The sequence below is a fragment of the Frigoribacterium sp. VKM Ac-1396 genome (assembly GCF_015350895.1).
Taxonomy (GTDB): Bacteria; Actinomycetota; Actinomycetes; order Actinomycetales; family Microbacteriaceae; genus Frigoribacterium.
Genome location: NZ_JADKSD010000001.1, coordinates 363,547 through 382,196, shown reverse-complemented (window position 1 = coordinate 382,196; position 18,650 = coordinate 363,547). Strand labels below are relative to the sequence as shown.

The window sequence follows — 18,650 nt, the reverse complement described above, 5'->3', positions numbered from 1 at the left end:
GGTGTGAGCGATCCGCCCGCGACACGGTTCTGTCCACGCACCCGCGCCTCGTAAGATCGAGCGCAGTCGTCGTCTCGCGTCGACGTGCACGCCCACGGTCGCCACGAGCCGACCCATCCCGCCGCGTCGGGGCCGACCACAGACCCCGGCCCCGTCGAGCACCCCGGGCCGACGACGTCCCGCCCCCTGTCGGATCTCTTCGTGAGGACGGATTCCATGGCTCTCACGCCAGCACACCAGCAGTTCAGCACGGTCCCCGAGGCCAGCGGCCTCTACGACCCGCGCAACGAGAAGGACGCCTGTGGCCTCGCCATGGTGGCGACCCTGCGCGGAACCCCTGGCCACGACATCGTCGACACCGCCCTCCGGGCCCTCCGCAACCTCGAGCACCGCGGGGCCGTCGGCTCCGACGCCGGCACCGGCGACGGCGCGGGCATCCTCTGCCAGGTGCCCGACGAGTTCTTCCGGCACGAGGTCGACTTCGACCTGCCGCCCGCCGGCCAGTACGCCGTGGGCATCGCCTACCTGCCCCTCGACGACCAGGAGCGCGCCGAGCTGAAGACCGGTATCGAGCGCATCGCCGACCTGGAGCACCTCGACGTCCTCGGCTGGCGCGAGGTCCCCGTGCGACCGGAAGAGCTCGGCACGCTCGCCCGGAACGCCATGCCGGCCTTCGAGCAGCTCTTCGTCGCCAGCCGCAACCACGACGCCGACGGCGTCCCGCTCGCCGGCGTCGCTCTCGACCGCCAGGCCTTCCGGCTGCGGAAGCGTGCCGAGCGCAAGCTCTCCGCCTACTTCACGTCGCTGGGCAGCCGGACCATGGTCTACAAGGGCATGGTCACCACCCTGCAGCTCGAGCCGTTCTACCCCGACCTGAGCGACGAGCGCTTCGCGTCGAAGCTCGCCATCGTGCACTCCCGCTACTCGACGAACACGTTCCCGTCGTGGCCGCTCGCGCAGCCGTTCCGAATGATCGCGCACAACGGCGAGATCAACACGGTCCGCGGCAACCGCAACTGGATGCGCGCCCGCCAGTCGCAGCTCGAGAGCGAGCTGATCGGCGACCTCAAGCCCATCCTGCCGATCGTCAGCCCCGGGGCGAGCGACTCGGCCTCGTTCGACGAGGTCGTCGAGCTGCTGAGCCTCACCGGCCGGTCGCTTCCGCACGCCGTCATGATGATGGTGCCCGAGGCGTGGGAGAACCAGGTCGACATCGACCCGACCCTGCGCGACTTCTACGAGTACCACTCGATGCTCATGGAGGCGTGGGACGGTCCCGCCGCCATCACCTTCACGGACGGGACGCACGTCGGTGCGACCCTCGACCGCAACGGCCTGCGCCCCGGTCGCTACCTCGTGACCGACGACGGCCTCGTCGTCCTCGCGAGCGAGATCGGCGTCATCGACGTCGACCCCGCCAAGGTGGTCCGCAAGGGTCGACTGCGTCCGGGCAAGATGTTCCTGGTCGACACCGAGGCCGGCCGCATCATCGAGGACGACGAGATCAAGCGCGACCTCGCGACGGCAGCGCCCTACGGGGAGTGGCTCGCCGAGGGACGCATCCACCTGTCCGAACTGCCCGAGCGCGAGCACATCGTCCACACGCCGGCGTCGGTCACGCGTCGTCAGCGCACCTTCGGCTACACCGAAGAAGAGGTCCGCATCCTGCTGACCCCCATGGCCAAGGCGGGAGCGGAGCCCCTCGGTGCCATGGGAAGCGACACGCCGATCGCCGTCCTGTCCGAGCGCCCGCGCCTCCTGTTCGACTACTTCACGCAACAGTTCGCCCAGGTGACGAACCCCCCGCTCGACTCGATCCGCGAGTCGGTCGTCACGTCGCTCAAGCTGGGTCTCGGCCCCGAGCGCAACCTGTTGTCGGCCACGCCCGAGCACGCCCGCCAGGTGATCCTCGACTTCCCGGTCATCGACAACGACGAGCTCGCCAAGATCCAGCACATCGACCCGAGCCCCGGGTCGCGGGTGACGTCGACCATCCGCGGGCTCTACCGCGCCGACAAGGGCCCGCGGGCCCTCGAGAAGCGCATCTCGGCCATGTGCAACGAGGTGGACGACGCCATCGAGGCGGGGGCCGAGTTCATCGTCCTCTCCGACCGCGACTCGAACGCCGACTTCGCGCCGGTGCCCTCGCTGCTCATGATCGCGGCGGTCCACCACCACCTCATCCGCACCGAGAACCGCATGAAGGTCGGCCTGATCGTCGAGGCGGGCGACGTCCGCGAGGTGCACCACGTGGCCACGCTGATCGGCTACGGCGCATCCGCGGTCAACCCGTACCTGGCGATGGAGACCTGCGAGAACCTCGTCCGAGCCGGCATGATCACCGGGCTGAGCCCCGAGGACGCCGTGCACAACCTGATCAAGGCTCTCGGCAAGGGCGTGCTGAAGATCATGTCGAAGATGGGCATCTCGACGGTGTCGAGCTACGCCGCCGCCCAGGCCTTCGAGGCCGTCGGCCTGAGCCAGGAGTTCGTCGACACCTACTTCACGGGCACCTCGTCGATGCTCGGCGGCGTCGGCATCGACGTGATCGCGGCCGAGAACAAGCAGCGCCACACCAGCGCCTACCCCAGCGACGGCTCGGTCATCGCCCACGAGCGTCTCGCGACGGGCGGCGAGTACCAGTGGCGCCGTGAGGGCCCCCGGCACCTCTTCAACCCCGACACGGTGTTCCGGCTGCAGCACGCGACGCGGACGCGTCGCTACGACATCTTCCGCGAGTACACGAAGCTCGTCGACGACCAGGCCGAGCAGCTGATGACGCTCCGCGGGTTGTTCCGCCTGAAGCACGGGGCGCGACCCGCCGTGCCGCTCGACGAGGTCGAGCCGATCGCGTCGATCGTCAAGCGCTTCTCGACGGGTGCGATGAGCTACGGCTCGATCTCGCAGGAGGCGCACGAGACCCTGGCCATCGCCATGAACCGGCTGGGCGGCAAGTCGAACACCGGCGAGGGCGGCGAGGACGTCGACCGCCTGCTCGACCCCGAACGCCGCAGCGCCGTGAAGCAGGTCGCCTCGGGCCGGTTCGGCGTCACGAGCATGTACCTGACCCACGCCACCGACATCCAGCTCAAGATGGCCCAGGGCGCCAAGCCCGGCGAGGGCGGACAGCTGCCGCCGACCAAGGTCTACCCCTGGGTGGCGCGGACGCGCCACGCGACCGCGGGCGTGGGCCTCATCTCGCCGCCGCCGCACCACGACATCTACTCGATCGAGGACCTCAAGCAGCTCATCTTCGACGTGAAGCGCGCCAACCCCGCGGCCCGCGTCCACGTCAAGCTCGTGAGCCAGTCCGGCATCGGCGCGGTCGCCGCCGGAGTCACCAAGGCGCTGGCCGACGTCGTCCTGGTCTCCGGCCACGACGGGGGGACGGGCGCGAGCCCGCTGAACTCGCTGAAGCACGCCGGCACGCCCTGGGAGATCGGCCTGGCCGAGACGCAGCAGACGCTGATGCTGAACGGCATGCGCGACCGGGTGGTCGTGCAGGTCGACGGTCAGATGAAGACCGGACGCGACGTGCTCATCGCCGCCCTCTTGGGTGGAGAAGAGTTCGGCTTCGCGACGGCTCCGCTGATCGTCGAGGGCTGCATCATGATGCGCGTGTGCCACCTCGACACGTGCCCCGTCGGCGTCGCGACGCAGAACCCCGAGCTCCGGGCGCGCTTCTCGGGCAAGCCCGAGTTCGTCGTGAACTTCTTCGAGTTCCTCGCCCAAGAGGTCCGCGAGTACCTCGCCGCCCTCGGCTTCCGCAGCCTCGACGAGGCCATCGGCCGGACCGACGTGCTCGACGTCGACCGGGCCGTCGACCACTGGAAGGCCTCGGGTCTCGACCTCGCCCCCGTGCTGGTCGGCCCGTCCTTCGCGGACGACGAGCCCCGCCGCAACCTCACGACGCAGGACCACGGCCTCGAGGACCACTTCGACGTCCAGCTCATCGAACGCAGCGCCGACGTGCTCGAGAACGGCGGCCACGTCGAGATCACGCTCCCCATCCGCAACACCGAACGGGCCGTCGGCACGATGCTCGGTCACCAGGTGACCCTGCGTCACGGTGAGCACGGCCTGCCGGACGGCAGCATCGAGGTGAACCTCACGGGGTCGGCCGGGCAGTCCCTCGGCGCCTTCCTCCCCGCCGGCATCACGCTCCGGCTCGAGGGCGACAGCAACGACTACGTGGGCAAGGGACTCTCGGGCGGCAACGTCGTCGTGCGACCGCCCCGGGGCAGCGGCTTCGCGGCCGAGGAGAACGTCATCGCCGGCAACGTCATCGGCTACGGCGCCACGCAGGGCAGCATGTTCCTGCGCGGCATCGTGGGCGAGAGGTTCCTGGTCCGCAACTCGGGTGCCAGTGCCGTCGCCGAGGGCGTGGGCGACCACGCACTCGAGTACATGACCGGCGGTCTCGCGGTCATCCTCGGCGACACCGGCCGCAACCTCGGTGCGGGCATGTCGGGCGGGACGGCCTACGTGCACCGGCTGAAGCCCGAACGGGTCAACGCCGAAGCCCTGGCCTCGGGCGAGCTCGAACTGCACCCCCTCGGCAGTGCCGACGTCGAGATCCTGACCGACCTGCTGCAGCGGCACCTCGCCGAGACCGGGTCGCCCGTCGCCCGGCGGATGCTCGACGACCTCGACGCCACGGTGGCCGAGTTCGTCAAGGTGCTGCCGCGCGACTACGCCGCCGTCCTCGCCACCCGGCAGACGGCCGTCGACGAGGGTCTCGACCCCGATGGCGACGAAGCATGGAAGAGAATCCTGGAGGTGACCGGTGGCTGACCCCAAAGGCTTCCTGAAGACGCAGTCCCGCGAGCTGCCCAAGCGCCGACCCGTGTCGGTCCGGCTCATGGACTGGAAAGAGGTCTACGAGCAGCAGGAGAGCGGCGAGCTCCGACGCCAGGCCGGTCGCTGCATGGACTGCGGCGTGCCGTTCTGCCATCAGGGGTGCCCCCTCGGCAACCTGATCCCGGAGTGGAACGACCTCATGTGGCGCGGCGAGGGCCGTCAGGCCATCGAGCGACTGCACGCGACCAACAACTTCCCGGAGTTCACGGGGCGTCTCTGCCCCGCACCGTGCGAGTCGTCCTGCGTGCTGGGAATCAACCAGCCCCCGGTGACCATCAAGCAGGTCGAGGTGTCGATCATCGACCAGGCCTTCGCCAACGGCTGGGTCACCCCGCACCCGCCCGAACGGCTGACGGGCAAGACCGTCGCCGTCGTCGGGTCCGGGCCGGCCGGCCTCGCGGCCGCCCAACAGCTCACCCGCGCCGGTCACACCGTCGCGGTCTACGAGCGCGAGGACCGCATCGGCGGCCTGCTGCGCTACGGCATCCCCGACTTCAAGATGGAGAAGAAGCAGCTCGAGCAGCGCATCGCCCAGATGCAGGCCGAGGGGACCCGCTTCCGCGCCCGCGTCGAGATCGGGCGCGACATCGCGTGGGACGACCTGCGGGCGCGGTACGACGCCGTGGTCGTGGCGACGGGCGCCACGGTGCCCCGTGACCTGCCCATCCCGGGACGCGACCTCTCGGGCATCCACTTCGCCATGGACTACCTGGTGCAGCAGAACAAGGCCGGCGCCGGCGACACGGTGTCCGACCAGATCACGGCGGAGGGCAAGCACGTGGTCGTCCTGGGCGGTGGCGACACCGGAGCCGACTGCATCGGCACCGCGCACCGTCAGGGGGCCCTCTCGGTCACGAACCTCGCCATCGGGCAGCAGCCGCCGGACGAGCGGCCCGACGCCCAGCCCTGGCCGATGTTCCCCACCCTGTTCGAGGTGTCGAGCGCCCACGAAGAGGGCGGTGAGCGGGTGTACCTCGCCTCGACGGTCGAGTTCCTGACGAACGAGGTCGGCGAGGTGCGGGCGATCCGCGTCGCCGAGACCGAGTACGTCGACGGCCGCCGCGTGCCCAAGGCAGGCACCGAGCGCGAGGTCCCCGCCGACCTGGTGCTCCTCGCCCTCGGCTTCACCGGCCCCGAGCGGGAGACCATCGAAGAGCAGCTTCGGCTCACCTTCGACGGTCGCGGTTCCCTCGAACGAGGTGCGACCTACGAGACCGGCGAGCCCGGCGTGTTCGTCACGGGCGACGCCGGCCGCGGCCAGTCGCTCATCGTCTGGGCCATCGCCGAGGGCCGTGCGACGGCCTCGGCGGTCGACGCGTACCTCGAGGGCGAGACCGTGCTGCCCTTCCCGGTGAAGCCCACCGATCGGTCGCTCTCGGTCTGATCCGGCCTTCCGACGGGAATAGGGTGGACGTCGGGTCTGCAGTCGTCCCACCACCATTCCCCCCACACGAACGGAACACATGAGACGCGCAAAGATCGTCGCCACCCTCGGGCCGGCGACGTCGAGCTACGACGACATCCGGGCGATCATCGACGCCGGCGTCGACGTCGCCCGCATGAACCTCAGCCACGGCAGCTACGACGTCCACGAGGGCGTCTACGCCAACGTCCGTCAGGCCTCGGCCGACTCCGGCCGCGCCGTCGCGGTCCTCGTCGACCTCCAGGGTCCGAAGATCCGGCTCGGCAAGTTCGCCGACGGTCCGCACGACCTCGAGGTCGGCGACGTGTTCAAGATCACGACCGACGAGATCCTCGGTTCGAGAGAGATCTGTGGCACGACCTTCAAGGGCCTGCCGAACGACGTCGCCCCGGGCGACCCGCTGCTGATCGACGACGGCCGCGTCAAGCTCCGCGTCCTCGAGACCGACGGAACCGTCGTCACGACCGAGGTCGTCGTGGCGGGCACCGTCTCGAACAACAAGGGCATCAACCTGCCCGGCGTCGCGGTCAACGTGCCCGCGCTCTCCGACAAGGACGAGGCCGACCTGCGCTGGGGTCTCCGGCTGGGTGCCGACCTGATCGCCCTCTCGTTCGTGCGAGACGCCGACGACGTCGTGCGCGTCCACGAGATCATGGCCGAAGAGGGCCGCAAGGTCCCGGTCTACGCGAAGATCGAGAAACCCCAGGCGGTCGACAACCTCGAGGCCATCATCGACGCGTTCGACGGCATCATGGTGGCTCGCGGCGACCTCGGCGTCGAGCTGCCCCTCGAGGCCGTCCCCATCGTCCAGAAGCACGCCGTCGAGCTCTCACGTCGCATGGCCAAGCCCGTCATCGTGGCGACCCAGATGCTCGAGTCCATGATCTCGAGCCCCATCCCCACACGGGCCGAGACCTCCGACGTCGCGAACGCCGTGCTCGACGGCACCGACGCCGTCATGCTGTCGGGCGAGACGAGCGTCGGCGAGTACCCCGTCATCACGGTGCAGACGATGGCCCGCATCGTCGCCTCGACCGAAGAGCACGGCCTCGAGCGCATCCCCCCGCTGGGCACCCGCCCCCGCACCCAGGGCGGCGCCATCACGCTGGCCGCGGCCGACGTGGCCGACTTCGTCCAGGCGAAGTTCCTCTGTGTGTTCACGGAGTCCGGCGACTCGGTGCGCCGCATGTCGCGCCTGCGTCACTCCATCCCGATCCTGGCCTTCACCCCCAACGAGGCCATCCGTCGGCGCATGGCCATCAGCTGGGGCGTGCAGTCGTACCTGGTCGAGACCGTCACGCACACCGATGCCATGTTCGCCCAGGTGGACGACGTCCTCCTCGGCAACGACCTGGCCGAGTCCGGCGACAAGGTCATCGTGATCGCCGGTTCCCCTCCCGGAATCGCGGGGTCGACGAACGACCTGCGGGTCCACCGCGTCGGCGACGCGCACGGCGAGGCCGCCCCGGCCTACGCCGCGCAGCCCTGACGCACCACTGCGCATCCCGCGAAGCCGGGGCGACCCTCGCGGGTCGTCCCGGCTTCGTCGTGTCGACGGGGCGTACGCTCACGCCATGTCCGTGGACGCCCGTCATCCCTCGTGCTTCGAGTTCGAGGCCCGTCTCTACGTCGTGCCGTCCTGGAGCGGTCACGGCGTGGCCGAGACGCGGCGGAGCCTCGGCCCCGAGGCCGAGACGACGACCCGAGGAGGCGCGGGTTCCGCCCGGTGGGCGGGTCTCGGTGCCCTGGTGGGCGGGTCGTTCCTCGGGGGAGTCGCCGCGACGGTGTGGCGGGTCGACAGCCTCTGGGCGCTGCTGCTGATCTTCGTGCTCGGCGCGGGCGTCGGCGCGGTGCTCGCCGTCGGCACCCGGACGATCTTCCGCGACGGCGACGCCCCGGGTGACGCCATCGTGCACCACCCGTGGTCGAGCGAACCGCTGCCGAGGGTCGAGGTGCCCTGGGACGTGGCCCGCGCGGCCCCCGAGGACTCCACCGGTGACGAGCTCGTCCTCTGGTCGACCCTCACCAGTCGGTACCGCGAAGCCCGGGAGGCCTTGGTCGCCGGTGGGGGAGACGACGACCGGTTCACCGATCCGCGCGAGGCGGGAGCGCGGATCGCCGAGTGGGAGTCGGCGTACCGCACGGCGAGCCGGGACTACGAACCGGTGGCGCGCCTCCTCGGCTTTCCGCTTCCGTGAACGCGGGAGGCGCGTGCGGGAGACCGCGACGCCTCGAGGCCTCTGGAGACGGAGAAAGCCCCGACCCGCGTGAGCGGGACGGGGCTTTCGGTTCAGTGGCGGGCGGACCCGCCGACTGACGGCGTCACGAGGACGCCACCGAGTCAGATGACGCGGATGTTCTCGGCCTGGAGGCCCTTGTTGCCCTGAGCCGTGTCGAACTCGACCTTCTGGTTCTCTTCCAGGTTGCGGTAGCCGTCGCCGGCGATCGCGGAGAAGTGCGCGAAGACGTCAGTGGTTCCGTCGTCGGGGGTGATGAAGCCGAAGCCCTTTTCGGAGTTGAACCACTTAACGGTGCCTGTTGCCATTTTTCTTGTTCCTTCAATCAGAGTTGTCGATCTCGATTTCGAGATCGCTCGTCGCGGTGCCTTTTTGTCCGCTCCCTCTGAGAACGACGCCACCGTCGGAACCCCTCTCGGTGAGAGGAGGCCTTCGGCACGTCGCGAGATCCAAATGCGTAACACAACAACCAGTCACGCCAGCCTAGTGCACGGATGCTCACGGGCACACCCTCTGAGCAGAACTCGTGTCGGCGTGTTGCGGTGTGGCCCGTCGGAACCAGCAACGACAGAGGAGGGCCGGACCACCGACGCACGAGGAAAGGGGAGAAACGTCTCGTGGGCTCGATTCTCGGCGGTGCTGGTGCCGGATGTGGGACTCGAACCCACACGCCCTCACGGACAGAGCATTTTGAGTGCTCCGCGTCTGCCATTCCGCCAATCCGGCGCACAACAACCAGGTCGACAATACCGTAGGCTCATCGTCGTGAGTGACCAGGAAGCAACCCCAGCAGCACCCCGTCGCGTCGTCGTGGCCGAAGATGAGTCCCTCATCCGCCTCGACATCGTCGAGATCCTCCGCGACAACGGTTTCGAGGTGGTGGGCGAGGCCGGTGACGGCGAGACCGCCGTCGCCCTCGCCACCGAGCTGCGTCCCGACCTCGTCATCATGGACGTCAAGATGCCGCAGCTCGACGGCATCTCCGCGGCCGAGCGGCTGTCGAAGGCGCACATCGCGCCCGTCGTGCTACTGACCGCCTTCAGTCAGAAAGAACTGGTCGAGCGGGCGAGCGAGGCGGGGGCCTTGGCCTACGTCGTCAAGCCTTTCACCCCGAACGACCTGTTGCCCGCGATCGAGATCGCCCTCTCGCGGTACGCGCAGATCATCACCCTCGAGGCCGAGGTGGCCGACCTCGTCGAGCGCTTCGAGACCCGCAAGCTGGTGGACCGCGCCAAGGGCCTGCTGAACGAGAAGATGGGGCTGACAGAACCCGAGGCCTTCCGCTGGATCCAGAAGGCGTCGATGGACCGCCGTCTGACGATGCACGACGTGGCCCAGGCCATCATCGAGCAGCTCAGCGCCAAGAAGTAGCACCCCGACGCGAGAAGGCCCGCCCCGACCATCGGGGCGGGCCTTCTCTCGTGGTCAGCCCTCGTCGCGGGCGTCGGTCAAGAAGTTCGTGATGCGCACGGTCGACAGCAGGCGGCCGCGGTCGTCGGTCATGACGACCTGGTGGGTCGTCAGGGTCGAGCCGAGGTGCAGGGCGGTGCAGGTGCCCGTGACCCACCCCGAGGCGGCGGACCGGCTGTGGCTCGCGTTGAGCTCGATGCCCATGGCGACGCGTCCGGCGCCGGCGTGGACGTTCGCGGCGACCGACCCGAGGGTCTCGGCCAGGACGACGTGCGCCCCGCCGTGCAGGATGCCCACCGGCTGCGTGTTGCCCTCGACGGGCATGCGCCCCACCGCGCGCTCGGCACTCATCTCGTCGATGACGATGCCCATCTTCTCGGCCAGGGCGCCGACGCCACGACGGCGGAACAACTCGACGGCGGCCTCGCTCAGGGACGCGTCCGACGAGACGGTCCTCTCGGCGTCGTTCGGGACGGCGGACGGACGGCTCATGGATCTCCGGGGGTGCGACCGGGGCGCCCGGCGACGGTGTCGGGGGTGCCCGCTAGGCTGACGTGGTGACGGACGACACGAAGCCTACCCTCCTGGTCATCGACGGCCATTCCCTCGCTTTCCGGGCTTTCTACGCCCTGCCGGTCGACAGTTTCGTCAACCGCGAAGGCCAGCACACCAACGCCATCCACGGCTTCATCTCGATGCTGCTCAGCCTGCTCAAGGCCGAGAAGCCGACGCACCTCGCCGTCGCCTTCGACATCTCGCGGTTCTCGTTCCGCACCCGCGAGTACCCCGAGTACAAGGGCACCCGGTCCGAGACGCCGGCCGAGTTCGTCGGGCAGATCCCGCTGCTGCAAGAGGCCCTCCACGCCATGGGCATCACCACGATCACGAAAGAGGACTTCGAGGCCGACGACATCCTCGCGACCCTCGCCACGCGCGGTCGAGAAGAAGGCTTCCGCGTGCTGGTCGTCTCGGGCGACCGCGACGCCATCCAGATGGTCAACGACGACGTGACGCTGCTCTACCCCTCGGCCCGGGGCGTCAGCGAGCTCACCCGGTACGACCGCGACAAGGTCTTCGAGCGTTACGGCATCGAGCCTCACCAGTACCCCGAGGTCGCCGCCCTCGTCGGCGAGACGAGCGACAACCTGATCGGCATCGACAAGGTCGGCGAGAAGACCGCGGTCAAGTGGATCAACCTCTACGGCGGCCTCGACGAGATCATCGCGCGGGCCGACGAGATCAAGGGCGTCGTCGGTCAGAAGCTCCGCGAACAGAAAGACAACGCCGTCCGCAACCGGCGCCTGAACCGGCTCGTCACCGACGTCGAGCTGCCCGTCGGCCCCGGCGACCTCGAACGCCGGGGCATCGACGAGGACGCCGTCCGCGAGCTCTTCGACAAGTTGCAGTTCCGCACGCTCCTCGAACGGGTCCTCGCGCTCTCCGAGGTCGCCGACCAGACGGCCGGGGGCACGTCGGAGGCGCCGGTGACGGCCGCCCCGGCCGGCCTGCCGGTCGTCCGCACGCTCATCGACGAAGAGCTCGCCTTCTGGCTGAAGAAACACGCCTCCGACCCCGAGAGGCCCGTCGGCCTGACGGTCGAGTACGGCGCCGACGGGGTCGTGGGGCTCGGCATCTCGTCGTCGGACGAATCCGCCTACGTGCCCTGGGCCGCGGGTCGGGGTGACTACGTCGCCCTCGAGGCCTGGCTCGACGGCGAGACGCCCAAGGTGGTCCACGACGCGAAACGCGCCTACAAGGCGCTGTCCCGGGCCGGCCTCCGACTGACCGGGATCGTGGGCGACCCGCGGGTCGCCGCGTGGCTGCTGCGCCCGGGTCGCACCTCGTTCTCCCTCTCCGACCTCGTGTACGAGCAGCTCGGCGAGACGCTGCCGGTCGGCGACCCGAACCAGCTCGTCTCCGCCGACGACGACGTCAACGTCGCCTCCGAGGCCTGGTACGTCCTGCGGTTGAGCGAGTCGTTGGTCGACGCCCTCGACGAGGGGTCCCGTAGGGTCCTGACCGAGATCGAGCTGCCACTCGTCGCCGTCCTCGGCGACATGGAGCTCACCGGGGTGGCCGCCGACCGCGACACGCTCAAGGCGTTGTCCTTGCGTCTGGGCGAACAGGCCGGCGAGCTCGCCGCGGCGGCCTTCGCCGAGATCGGCCGCGAGGTCAACCTCGGGTCGCCCAAGCAGCTGCAAGAGGTGCTGTTCGACCAGCTCGAGATGCCCAAGACCCGGGCGACCAAGACCGGCTACTCGACCGACGCGGCGTCGTTGGCCGACCTGCAGGAGAAACACCCGCACCCCTTCCTCGACCTCCTGCTGAAACACCGTGACGCGACCAAGTTGCGGCAGATCATCGAGACGCTCGAGAAGTCGATCGCCGACGACGCCCGCATCCACACGACCTACGACCAGACGGGCACGACCACCGGGCGGATCTCGTCCGTCGACCCGAACCTGCAGAACATCCCGATCAAGGCCGCCGTGGGTCGAGAGATCCGTGCGGCGTTCGTCCACGGTCCCGACTACGAGACGCTGCTCACGGCCGACTACTCGCAGATCGAGATGCGCATCATGGCGCACCTCTCGGGTGACGCGGGGCTGATCCAGGCCTTCAACGAGGGCGAAGACCTCCACCGGTTCGTCGGTGCCCGCATCTTCGGCGTCGAACCGTCCGACGTCACCTCCGCCATGCGGACCAAGGTCAAGGCCATGTCGTACGGCCTGGCCTACGGTCTCAGCGCCTTCGGCCTGTCGAAGCAGCTGCGGATCGAGACCGCCGAGGCCCGCCAGTTGATGACGGACTACTTCGAGCGCTTCGGCGCGGTCCGCGAGTACCTCCGGAACGTCGTCGAACAGGCACGCGAAGACGGGTACACCGAGACCATCTACGGTCGCCGTCGGCCGTTCGGCGACCTCAAGTCGCCCAACCGCGTACTCCGCGAGAACGCCGAGCGAGCCGCTCTGAACGCGCCGATCCAGGGTTCGGCCGCCGACATCATGAAGATCGCCATGCTGGGCGTGCGGTCCGAGCTCGACGAGCGAGAGATGGGTTCGCGCGTCCTGCTCCAGGTGCACGACGAACTCATCGTCGAGGTAGCGCCCGGTGAGGTCGACGACGTCCGCGAGATCGTCCGGCGACGCATGAGCGGCGCAGCCGACCTCCGGGTGCCACTCGACGTCAGCGTCGGCCTCGGCGAGAGCTGGGACGCCGCCGCCCACTGATCGCTCGGCGTCCGCCTGCCGTCCGCCGCGCCTCCTCGTCCGCCGCGCCTCTCTCGTCGCAGAGCGCCCGGACGGACCCGCTCGGGCACCCATCAGGGCCTCGAGCGGGCATGAAAGTGCCCGTCGGGCAACGAAATGTCCCCCGACCCGGGCACAAACGGACACGACACGCGGCACAGACTTGACCGGGCCACACAAACGGACTTATATAAGCGCAGATCAACAGCAGTTGAACTCCTTCCGCACTTCCGCACCACCGGTCGCCCCTCGGGGCCACCGTGCAGTCCGACGACGAGGTCTCCCATGTACGCACCGGAGCGTCACCAGCAGATCCTCGACACCGCCCTGTCCCGGGGCCGTGTCGAGGTCGCCGGTCTCGCGCGCGAGCTCTCCGTGGCGCCCGAGACCGTCCGTCGCGACCTGACGGCGCTCGAGCGACGGGGCGTGCTGCGTCGGGTGCACGGGGGAGCGATCGCCGTCGAGCGCCTGGGCATCGAGCCCCCGGTGGTCGACCGCGAGGGAACGGCGGCGGCCGAGAAGGAGCGCATCGCCCGCGCCGCACTCGACGAGCTGCCCGACGGCGGGTCGATCATCGTCGACGCCGGCACCTCGACGATCCGGCTGGCCGAGCTGCTGCCCCTCGACCGCGAGCTGACGGTCGTCACGCACTCGCTCGCCGTGGCGACGATCCTGATCAGCCGGCCGAACGTCACGCTGCACCTGCTCGGCGGCCTGATCCGCACCCGCACCTACTCGGCCGTGGGGGACTGGACGCGAGCCCAGATCGCCGACGTCTTCGCCGACGTCGCCTTCATCGGCACGAACGGCGTGTCGGTCGAACGCGGCATCAGCACCCCCGACCTGGCGGAGGCGCGGGTCAAGCGCGCTCTCATCGCCGCGTCGCGACGCACCGTCGTCCTTGCCGACCACACCAAGTTCGGTCGCGAGGACTTCGCCAAGGTCGCGCCGCTCACCGACGTCGACACCGTCATCACCGACTCCGGCGTGGACGCCGAGCTGGCCGACGACGTCGAACAGGCCGGCCCCCGGGTCGTGATCGCATGACGCGAGACCGGCCGGCCACCACCGCTCCACCCCGACGCACCACAGCCCCCCGCACCACCTCCATCACCCCACATCCCTCTCGTCGCTGAGAGACAAGGAGAACCCGTCACCATGTCCGAATTCACCCCCACCGTCACCGGTACGGGAGCCCGCGCGCGCGTCCAGCGCTTCGGAGGCTTCCTGGCCGGCATGATCATGCCGAACATCGGCGCCTTCATCGCCTGGGGCCTCATCACGGCCCTGTTCATCCAGACCGGCTGGACGCCGGTGCCCCAGCTCGGCGGCTTCGGCGAGATGTCCGACGGCACCCCGTGGCCCGGGCTCGTCGGCCCGATCATCAAGTACCTGCTGCCGATCCTGATCGCCTACACGGGTGGTCGCATGGTCCACGGCCAGCGCGGTGCCGTCATCGGTGCCGTCGCGGTCATGGGCGTCATCGTCGCGACCGACGTGCCGCAGTTCCTCGGCGCGATGATCGTCGGCCCGCTGGCGGCCTGGGTGCTCAAGCAGTTCGACAAGCTCGTCGACGGCCGCATCAAGTCCGGCTTCGAGATGCTCGTCAACAACTTCTCGCTCGGCATCATCGGTGGCGCCATGGGCGTCCTGGCCTTCTTCGGCCTCGCCCCGGTCACCACCGCGATCACGAACGTCTTCGGTGGCGCCGTCGGGTTCCTCGTCGACCGTGGCCTGCTGCCCCTCGCCTCGATCATCATCGAGCCCGCCAAGGTGCTGTTCCTCAACAACGCGATCAACCAGGGCATCCTGACCCCGCTCGGTGGCACCCAGGTGCAAGAGGCCGGCAAGTCGATCCTCTTCATGCTCGAGTCGAACCCCGGCCCCGGCCTCGGCATCCTGCTGGCGTACCTGTTCTTCGGTCCCCGCGCCATCCGCCCGTCGGCCCCGGCCGCGATCATCGTCCACTTCTTCGGTGGAATCCACGAGATCTACTTCCCCTACGTGCTGATGAAGCCGATCCTGCTCGTCGCCGCCGTCCTCGGTGGTGCCACCGGCATCGCGACCTTCGCCCTGTTCAACGTCGGCCTCGTCGGCCCCGCGTCGCCCGGCAGCATCATCGCCTACACGCTCGTCGCCGCCCGTGGGGACCTTCTCCCGATCTACCTGGGTATCCTGCTCTCGGCGGCCGTCTCGTTCGTCGTCTCGACCCTCCTGATGGGCTTCGGTCGCAAGGAGAACCGCGAGGCCCGTGCCGAGGACGCGTCCGCTCAGGAGCAGGCTCTCGCCGACGCCCAGGCCGCCACCGCGGCCAACAAGGCGACCAGCAAGGGCACCGCGGCACCCACCGCCTAGCCCGGCCGCACCACCAGTCAGCACCACCACCACACAAGGAGAAGGTCATGGCAACCCTCGACGGTTCCAGCATCAAGAAACTCATCGTCGCGTGCGACGCGGGCATGGGCAGCAGCGTCATGCTGGCCTCCACGCTCAAGAAGCAGCTGAAGAAGAGCGGTGTCACCGTCGAGCACTCGCCCGTCGCGTCGATCCCGTCCGACGCCGACGTCGTCGTCACCCAGAACAACCTGGCCGAGCGTGCCCGCGGCGTCGTGCCGAACGTGCCCGTCGTGCCGTTCCAGCTGTTCATGGGAGACCCGAACGTCGCCAAGGTCGTCAAGGCGATCCAGGACGGCTCGACGGTCGAGGTCTGACGATGACCGATCAGCAGGCACCCGAGCTCTCGACGCTGCTCGCCGAGTCGTCCATCCGGCTCGACGAGGTCGCCGCCTCGCGTGACGAGGCCATCCGCAAGACGGGGCAGGCCCTCGTCGACGCGGGTGCGATCGACGAGACGTACGTCGACGCGATGTTCGAGCGCGAGAACTCGGTGTCCACCTACGTCGGCGAGGGTGTGGCGATCCCGCACGGCACCCTCGCCGGCAAGGACTCGGTCAAAGAGGACGCCCTGGTCGTCCTGAGGTTCCCGACCCCGGTCGACTGGGACGGCAACGAGGTCTCGGTCACGGTGGGCATCGCCGCCAAGGGCAACGGCCACATCGCGATCCTCAGCCAACTCGCGAGCATCCTGATGGACCCCGACAAGGCGGCCGCCCTGCGCGGCTCCACCACGTCCGCCGAGGTCTACGAGCTGCTCGCGTCGACCGACGACGACGACTGACCCCCACCCCCTCCAGAGGAGAAGACATGCCAGAACGTTCCGTCACCATCGCGTCCAGCGTCGGGCTGCACGCCCGTCCGGCCTCGCTCTTCAGCCAGGCTGCGGGCAAGACCGGTGCGAAGGTCACGTTGACCTCCGCCGCCGGCAAGAGCGTCAACGCCGCCAGCATCCTCGGCGTGCTCTCGCTCGGCATCGGCCACGGTGAAGAGGTCGTCGTCGCGACCGAGGGCGACAACGCCGAGGCCGCCCTCGACGAGCTCGTCGCGCTCCTCGCGACCGACCTCGACAAAGAGTAGGCACCGCACCACGACGCGCACGGGGCGTCCACCGACCTGGTCGGTGGACGCCCCGTCCGTCGTGAGGGGGCCGAGGAGGCGCGGTGCGGGTCGTCCGGCACCGCGCCTCCTCGGTCGTTAGGCTCGTCGCCATGACCGATCCCGCAGCGACGCCCGGCCCGCGCACACCCACCCCCGTCGACGCGGTCGCCGAACGCTGGGTCGACACCCTGTGCGAGCTCGACCCCATGACGGCCACCTGGATCGGCCGAGAGGGTCGGACCGGCGAGTACGGCGACTACTCGCCCGAGGGGCACGCCCGCCACGTGGACGCCGTCCGGGCCACGCTGACCGAGCTCGCGGCGACGGCCCCCGTCGACGACGTCGACCGCGTAACCCGTGACGACCTGACCAGCGAACTCGAGCTCGAACTCGAGTACGCCGAGCAACGGCTCGAACTGCGCGACCTCAGCGTCATCGCGTCGCCGGCGCAAGGCATCCGCGACGTGTTCGACCTCATGCCGACCGAGTCCGAGGGCGACTGGGCCGACGTCGCGTCGCGCCTCGGGCACGTCGGGACGGCCCTCGGTCAGTACGTCGAGACGCTGCGGGCGGGCATCGCCGGGGGAGTGACCCCGGCGCGACGGCAGGTCGAGAAGGTGGCCGAGCAGTGCGCGCGCATCGGCGCCGACGACGGGTTCTTCACCGAGCTCGTCGCCGGCGCCCGGCTCGGCGACGGCAGCGCGCCGGACGGCGCCCTGGCCCGCGACCTCACGGCGGGGGCCTCGTCGGCCGCCGCCGCGTACGACGGGCTGAGGCGGTTCCTGCTCGACGAGCTGCTGCCGGCCGCCACCCCGGAGGACGCCGTGGGGCGCGACGCCTACGCACTGCACTCGAGGCGCTTCCTCGGCGCGACGATCGACCTCGACGAGACGTACGAGTGGGGCATCGACGAGCTCGCCCGGATGGTGAGCGAACAAGAGGCCGTGGCCCGGCAGATCGAGCCGGGTGCCTCGGTCGCCCGGGCCATCGAGCTGCTCGACGCCGACCCCGCCCGGCAGTTGCACGGCACCGACGCGCTGCGTGACTGGATGCAGGGCCTGAGCGACCGGGCCGTCGCCGAGCTGGGGCGGGACCAGTTCGACATCCCCGAGCCCGTCCGCCGGCTGGAGTGCCGCATCGCCCCGACGAAGGACGGCGGCATCTACTACACGAGTCCGAGCGACGACTTCTCGCGCCCGGGGCGCATGTGGTGGTCCGTGCCCGAGGGAGTCACCCGCTTCGGCACCTGGCGCGAGACGACGACGGTCTTCCACGAGGGGGTGCCGGGGCACCACCTGCAGCTCGGACAGGCCGTGTACAACCGGGCGACGTTGAACACCTGGCGCCGTCAGCTCGCCGGCTCGTCCGGTCACGCCGAGGGCTGGGCCCTGTACGCCGAACGCCTGATGGACGAGCTCGGCTGGTTGGGCGACCCGGGCGACCGGCTGGGCATGCTGGACGGCCAGCGGATGCGAGCCGCCCGCGTGGTGCTCGACATCGGCGTCCACCTCGGCAAGCCGTTCCCCGGCGGCGGAGGCCGGTGGGACGCGGCGAAGGCCTTCGCGTTCATGTCGGAGAACGTCAACATGGACACCGAGTTCGTGCGCTTCGAGGTGGACCGTTACCTCGGCTGGCCCGGCCAGGCCCCCTCGTACAAGGTCGGCCAGCGCATCTGGGAGGACCTCCGCGCCGACCGCGCCCGACGTGACGGGGCCGCGTTCGACGTCAAGGCCTTCCACCACGACGCCCTGCAGCTCGGCGGGGTGGGGCTCGACACGTTGCGCCGGGCCCTGCTCGCCTGAGGCCCGCACCCGGGGCCTCCGACGGCACGGCCGGGGGCCTCGGCACGTCGTTGCCCGCACCCGGGACGCCGCGCTAAGATGACGGGACGCGTTCTGCGTCGATCTGTCCGCACGCCGCGTTCGACACCCCCACCCGAACACCGTTCGATGGACGAACACGGCCCGATTCATGCCC

General features: G+C 69.8%; 14 protein-coding genes and 1 tRNA gene. 12 read left to right on the top strand and 3 right to left on the bottom strand.

Features of this window, described 5'->3' with window-relative positions:
* Window positions 1-216 precede the first annotated feature (216 nt).
* The 4 genes from gltB to ITJ55_RS01815 all read left to right on the top strand — a co-directional run bounded on the left by gltB (window position 217) and on the right by ITJ55_RS01815 (window position 8,481).
* Window positions 217-4,794, top strand: coding sequence for a glutamate synthase large subunit (gene gltB / locus ITJ55_RS01830; protein ID WP_194593842.1), 4,578 nt, complete (start codon window positions 217-219; stop codon window positions 4,792-4,794).
* Window positions 4,787-6,244, top strand: a complete 1,458-nt coding sequence (locus tag ITJ55_RS01825; protein ID WP_194593841.1) for a glutamate synthase subunit beta — start codon at window positions 4,787-4,789, stop codon at window positions 6,242-6,244. The genes gltB and ITJ55_RS01825 overlap by 8 nt, the downstream gene beginning before the upstream one ends.
* A 79-nt stretch (window positions 6,245-6,323) precedes the next feature.
* Window positions 6,324-7,772, top strand: coding sequence for a pyruvate kinase (gene pyk / locus ITJ55_RS01820; RefSeq protein ID WP_194593840.1), 1,449 nt, complete (start codon window positions 6,324-6,326; stop codon window positions 7,770-7,772).
* A gap of 85 nt (window positions 7,773-7,857) precedes the next feature.
* Entirely contained in the window at window positions 7,858-8,481 is a 624-nt protein-coding gene (locus ITJ55_RS01815; protein WP_194593839.1) for a hypothetical protein, read from the top strand.
* A 143-nt stretch (window positions 8,482-8,624) separates the two neighbouring features.
* On the opposite strand, the gene ITJ55_RS01810 is transcribed toward ITJ55_RS01815, so the two are convergent.
* Both ITJ55_RS01810 and ITJ55_RS01805 read right to left on the bottom strand, forming a co-directional pair.
* Complete coding sequence (locus ITJ55_RS01810; RefSeq protein ID WP_043592793.1) at window positions 8,625-8,828, bottom strand: cold-shock protein; 204 nt, start codon at window positions 8,826-8,828, stop codon at window positions 8,625-8,627.
* Window positions 8,829-9,160: 332 nt separating this feature from the next.
* A tRNA-Leu gene (locus tag ITJ55_RS01805) sits at window positions 9,161-9,246 on the bottom strand.
* Between the two features lie 39 nt (window positions 9,247-9,285).
* Between ITJ55_RS01805 and ITJ55_RS01800 the strand changes: the two genes are divergently transcribed.
* A complete protein-coding gene (locus ITJ55_RS01800; protein ID WP_043592796.1) occupies window positions 9,286-9,891 on the top strand; it encodes an ANTAR domain-containing response regulator in 606 nt (201 codons plus the stop codon).
* 54 nt (window positions 9,892-9,945) lie between these two features.
* On the opposite strand, the gene ITJ55_RS01795 is transcribed toward ITJ55_RS01800, so the two are convergent.
* Window positions 9,946-10,302, bottom strand: a complete 357-nt coding sequence (locus tag ITJ55_RS01795; RefSeq protein ID WP_228497644.1) for a PaaI family thioesterase — start codon at window positions 10,300-10,302, stop codon at window positions 9,946-9,948.
* 185 nt (window positions 10,303-10,487) lie between these two features.
* Here ITJ55_RS01795 and polA point away from each other — a divergent pair, with 185 nt between their 5' ends.
* The 7 genes from polA (at window position 10,488) to ITJ55_RS01760 (ending at window position 18,475) form a co-directional block, all read left to right on the top strand.
* Window positions 10,488-13,160 carry a DNA polymerase I gene (gene polA, locus ITJ55_RS01790; RefSeq protein WP_194593837.1) on the top strand — a complete coding sequence of 891 codons (2,673 nt, stop codon included), beginning with the start codon at window positions 10,488-10,490 and terminating at the stop codon, window positions 13,158-13,160.
* Between the two features lie 303 nt (window positions 13,161-13,463).
* The gene (locus tag ITJ55_RS01785) at window positions 13,464-14,225 is read left to right on the top strand and encodes a DeoR/GlpR family DNA-binding transcription regulator (protein WP_056256334.1); all 762 of its coding nucleotides are present in this window, start codon (window positions 13,464-13,466) and stop codon (window positions 14,223-14,225) included.
* A 111-nt stretch (window positions 14,226-14,336) separates the two neighbouring features.
* Window positions 14,337-15,533 (top strand): PTS mannitol transporter subunit IICB, encoded by a 1,197-nt coding sequence (locus ITJ55_RS01780; RefSeq protein WP_194593836.1) that lies wholly within the window; start codon window positions 14,337-14,339, stop codon window positions 15,531-15,533.
* A gap of 47 nt (window positions 15,534-15,580) precedes the next feature.
* The gene (locus tag ITJ55_RS01775; RefSeq protein WP_054146078.1) at window positions 15,581-15,889 is read left to right on the top strand and encodes a PTS lactose transporter subunit IIB; all 309 of its coding nucleotides are present in this window, start codon (window positions 15,581-15,583) and stop codon (window positions 15,887-15,889) included.
* A 2-nt stretch (window positions 15,890-15,891) separates the two neighbouring features.
* Complete coding sequence (locus tag ITJ55_RS01770; protein ID WP_056256329.1) at window positions 15,892-16,356, top strand: PTS sugar transporter subunit IIA; 465 nt, start codon at window positions 15,892-15,894, stop codon at window positions 16,354-16,356.
* A gap of 26 nt (window positions 16,357-16,382) precedes the next feature.
* Window positions 16,383-16,652 carry an HPr family phosphocarrier protein gene (locus ITJ55_RS01765; RefSeq protein WP_043592801.1) on the top strand — a complete coding sequence of 90 codons (270 nt, stop codon included), beginning with the start codon at window positions 16,383-16,385 and terminating at the stop codon, window positions 16,650-16,652.
* Between the two features lie 131 nt (window positions 16,653-16,783).
* Window positions 16,784-18,475, top strand: a complete 1,692-nt coding sequence (locus tag ITJ55_RS01760) for a DUF885 domain-containing protein (RefSeq protein WP_194593835.1) — start codon at window positions 16,784-16,786, stop codon at window positions 18,473-18,475.
* The last annotated feature ends 175 nt before the right edge of the window (window positions 18,476-18,650 follow it).

Bases quoted from the DNA above. Each gene is read 5' to 3' on its own strand.
- ITJ55_RS01770 (WP_056256329.1), top strand. From the start codon at position 15,892: ATGACCGATCAGCAGGCACCCGAGCTCTCGACGCTGCTCGCCGAGTCG.
- ITJ55_RS01775 (WP_054146078.1), top strand. From the start codon at position 15,581: ATGGCAACCCTCGACGGTTCCAGCATCAAGAAACTCATCGTCGCGTGC.
- ITJ55_RS01810 (WP_043592793.1), bottom strand. From the start codon at position 8,828: ATGGCAACAGGCACCGTTAAGTGGTTCAACTCCGAAAAGGGCTTCGGC.
- ITJ55_RS01760 (WP_194593835.1), top strand. From the start codon at position 16,784: ATGACCGATCCCGCAGCGACGCCCGGCCCGCGCACACCCACCCCCGTC.
- ITJ55_RS01785 (WP_056256334.1), top strand. From the start codon at position 13,464: ATGTACGCACCGGAGCGTCACCAGCAGATCCTCGACACCGCCCTGTCC.
- ITJ55_RS01780 (WP_194593836.1), top strand. From the start codon at position 14,337: ATGTCCGAATTCACCCCCACCGTCACCGGTACGGGAGCCCGCGCGCGC.
- ITJ55_RS01765 (WP_043592801.1), top strand. From the start codon at position 16,383: ATGCCAGAACGTTCCGTCACCATCGCGTCCAGCGTCGGGCTGCACGCC.
- ITJ55_RS01815 (WP_194593839.1), top strand. From the start codon at position 7,858: ATGTCCGTGGACGCCCGTCATCCCTCGTGCTTCGAGTTCGAGGCCCGT.
- pyk (WP_194593840.1), top strand. From the start codon at position 6,324: ATGAGACGCGCAAAGATCGTCGCCACCCTCGGGCCGGCGACGTCGAGC.
- ITJ55_RS01795 (WP_228497644.1), bottom strand. From the start codon at position 10,302: ATGGGCATCGTCATCGACGAGATGAGTGCCGAGCGCGCGGTGGGGCGC.
- gltB (WP_194593842.1), top strand. From the start codon at position 217: ATGGCTCTCACGCCAGCACACCAGCAGTTCAGCACGGTCCCCGAGGCC.